Annotated in this window: 4 protein-coding genes; all 4 read right to left on the bottom strand. The window is 63.1% G+C overall.

What is annotated here, in order from left to right; translation table 11 throughout:
• Positions 1-5 precede the first annotated feature (5 nt).
• Complete coding sequence (locus tag EOA36_RS31290; RefSeq protein ID WP_127280744.1) at positions 6-1,268, bottom strand: ABC transporter substrate-binding protein; 1,263 nt, start codon at positions 1,266-1,268, stop codon at positions 6-8.
• Between the two features lie 26 nt (positions 1,269-1,294).
• Complete coding sequence (locus tag EOA36_RS31285) at positions 1,295-2,125, bottom strand: carbohydrate ABC transporter permease (protein ID WP_127280743.1); 831 nt, start codon at positions 2,123-2,125, stop codon at positions 1,295-1,297.
• Complete coding sequence (locus tag EOA36_RS31280) at positions 2,122-3,045, bottom strand: sugar ABC transporter permease (protein WP_127280742.1); 924 nt, start codon at positions 3,043-3,045, stop codon at positions 2,122-2,124. Before EOA36_RS31280 ends, EOA36_RS31285 begins: the two co-directional genes overlap by 4 nt.
• Positions 3,038-3,389, bottom strand: a 352-nt coding sequence (locus EOA36_RS31275) for a TOBE domain-containing protein (protein ID WP_127280741.1), incomplete at its 5' end; no start/stop codon positions are given. The genes EOA36_RS31280 and EOA36_RS31275, both read right to left, overlap by 8 nt.

Below are 3,389 nucleotides of genomic sequence, written 5' to 3'. Positions count from 1 at the left end.
CTTCCTTATTGCGTGGGCAGCATGCCTTCGACGTCGCTTGCAGCGTCGCCGAGCGCCTCCCTGGGCGTTGCCGACTGGTCGACGATCCGCGACAGATTGTCTACGATGGTCTGTGTCACCTTCACACCGTTGGTGCCGGGGAAAGCATACCACGGAACCATCAGCGGCATTTGGCTCAGACCAGCCTGGAACAGCGGGTTCTTCTTGTAGAAATCGCCGAGATATTCCGGCGATTTCGCCGCCAGTTCGTTGTTGGGGACATAGCCCGTGCCGGGCACGACGACCGACGCGCCATAAGGGCCAGCGGCGAACTTCGCGAACTTCCAGGCGGCGTCCTGCTTGGCCGCGTCCTTGGTCAGGATGACCACGGCGTTGCCGCCGGTCGGCAGATGGCCGTTGACCGGATCGATCAGCGGGATCTTGGCCGTGCGCAGCGTGAACTTGTCGCCGACATTCTTGATGGTGTTGACCAGGGCGCCGGTGGTCTGGAATTCGAAGCCGACCTTGCCGGCCGCGAACGCTTGCTCGCCAGCCGGCTTGGTGAAGACCGGCATGCCGCCCTCCTTCACCATCCGCTCCAGGATCTCGACGGCCTTCTCGCCTTCCGGCCCATTGAAGGCGACCTTGCTTTCGTCCTCGTTCAGCATCTTGCCGCCGGCGCCGAACAGCAGCGCCGAAAACATCCAGTCGTCGCCCTGCCAGCGGAAGTCGATGCCGTCGACGCCATTGCCGAGCGCCTTGATCTTGCCGCCGAGCGCGATCACCTCGTCCCAGGTCTTGGGCGGGTTGTCCGGATCGCCGCCGGCGGCCTTCACCAGGTCGGCATTGTAATACATGATCGGGTTCGAGGTGGCGAAGGCGAGGCCGACCTGCTTGCCGTTGACTTGCGCCAGCTTCAGGATCGTGTCGGAGAAACCGAGTTCCGCCATGTTGCCTTCCTTCTTGACCAGCGGGCCAAGATCGACGGCAACGTCGCGCTCGTTCAGCATGCGCAGGCGATTGAGGCCGATGAAGGTGATGTCGGGCATCTCGTCGGTGCCGGCCTGGCGAAGGATGGTCTGGATGCCTTCCTCATAGGTGGCGGACGGGCTGGCGAACTGGATCTTGATGTCGGGGTTTTCTGCCATGAACTTCTTCGAGATCGTGTCCATCACGTTCTTGAAGAAGCCGGGCATCGGATAATGAACCGTCAGCGTCGTGTCGGCATAGGCCGGAAGGGCGAAGGTCAGCGAGACCGCCGCCGCAAGAATCCTGGGAAGTTGCTTCATGTGCTCGTGCTCCTGGTTCGACCCGGTCAGCCTTTGAGACCGGTCATGGTGATGCCTTCGACGAAGCGCTTCTGTGCGAACAGGAAGGCGACGACGAGTGGGAGGGTGATGATCAGCGTTGCGGCCATCAGTGCGCCGTAGTCGTCGCCGGCCTCCGCGGCGCGGAAATACATCAGGCCGAGCGGCGGCGTGGCGTAGGCCTGCTTGCTGACGACGATCAGCGGCCAGTAGAGATCGTTCCAGTGCGCGACCACCGAGAAGATCGCGAAGGCGGTGACGGCCGGCCAGGCGTTGGGGACGATGACGCGCGCGACGATGCCGAGTTCTGACATGCCGTCGAGCCGCGCCGCGTGGATGAGATCGTCGGGCATGGCGCGGAAGAACTGCAGGAACATGAAGATCGCGAACACCGAAATGGTGAAAGGCGCCACCAGCGATGTGTAGCTGTTCAACAGCGACATCCGGTCGAAGGCGACATAGAGCGGCAGCGCCGTGGCGTGGATCGGCACCAGCAGGCCGAGCATGACCAGCACCATCATCAATCGCGCCGCGCGGAATTTCAGCTTGGCCATGGCGTAGGCGCAAGGGATGGCGACCAGCACCTGAAAGAAGAAGATCAGGCCGCACACGATGACGCCGTTCCACAGCAGCGTTGCCATCGGCACCTTGGCAAACGCCTTGGCGAAATTCTCGGCGAAGTAGAAATGCTCGGGGATGAGCGACAGCGACGAGGTGAAGATGTCGCTCTGCGTCTTGCCCGCCGTCGAGATCATGAAGATATAGGGGGCAAGGATCATCAGCGCGCCGAGCGAAAGCAGCGCGAAGCGGATGAGGCGGCCGGCCGGGATGCTGGTCATGTGTAGTGCACCCGTCGGTCGAGCACGCGATACTGGAGAAGCATCAGCACGACCAGGATCGCCAGGAAGACGACGGTCATCGCCGAGGCGTAGCCGACACGCAGATAGACGAAACCTTCCTGGTAGATGGTGAACAGCAGCACTTCCGACGCCTTGTTGGGGCCGCCATCGGTCAGCATCTTCACGGTCTCGAAAACCTTCACCGCATTGGTGATGCTGATGGTGACGACGAACAGCGTCGTCGGTCCGAGCATCGGCCAGGTGACCAGGAAGAACCGGTCGAGCGCCGATTTCGCGCCGTCGACGTGTGCGGCGGCATAGAGTTCGCGCGGGATAGCCGTCAGGCCCGCCAGGAACAGCACCATGTTGAAGCCCACCGACTGCCAGATGCCGATGATCGACAGGCTGTAGAGCACGGTGTTTGAGGCACCGAGCCAGTTCGGACCGGGAATGCCGGCGAGCGAAAGCAGCGCGTTGAGCGGCCCGATCGTCGGATGGAAGAGGTATTGCCAGACGGTCGCCATGGCGACGATCAGCGACGCCACCGGCAGGAAATAGACGGTGCGGAAGAAGCCGCGCGCACGCGGTTCGCCTTCGATCAGCAAGGCGACGCCGAGGCCGAGCATGATCGAGACCGGCGCCACGATCGCCGTATAGACCGATGTGTTCCACAATGATTTGCGGAAGGTTCGATCGGTGATCAGATGCGCGTAGTTCTCGAAGCCGACCAGGCGAAATTTGCCGTAGCCGAGTTCGAAATCGGTGAAGCCGAGGAAGATGACGGCAACCACCGGCAGCAGCACGAACAGCAGCAACAGCACGATCGCCGGAGCTGCCAGCAGCCAGGCGGTGCGGTCATCGCTGCGCCGATGAAGTGCCGCTGCATCCGAAGCGCGGCCCGCCAGCGCGACGCTAGACATGGGCCGGCTCCTGGCGTGCGGGCGCGGCGCTTGCCGTACGCAGCCGCCGTCCCTCCGGCCCGAAGACCATGGCCTGTTCGGGGGACAGAAGGATACCCACCGGCATTCCCGCAATCAGTTCCCTCGCCTCATGCGGCGCAAGCTTGGCGATGACGACGTCGCCGGAAGCGTCGAGCCGGCAATGGGCAATGACTTCCGACCCGAGGAATTCCAGGCGCTCGATGCGTCCGGCAAGCCCGCTCCGGCCGCTGGGCGACAGCTTGACGAATTCAGGCCGGATGCCGAGGCTGACCGGGCCGTTCGCCACTTTCTCCAGCAGGGCAAGCCGGATGCCCGAGAAATCG

Source organism: Mesorhizobium sp. M8A.F.Ca.ET.021.01.1.1, assembly GCF_003998025.1.
GTDB lineage: Bacteria > Pseudomonadota > Alphaproteobacteria > Rhizobiales > Rhizobiaceae > Mesorhizobium.
Note: the sequence above shows the minus strand (reverse complement) of the source record. Positions and strands in the feature narration are given on the sequence as shown.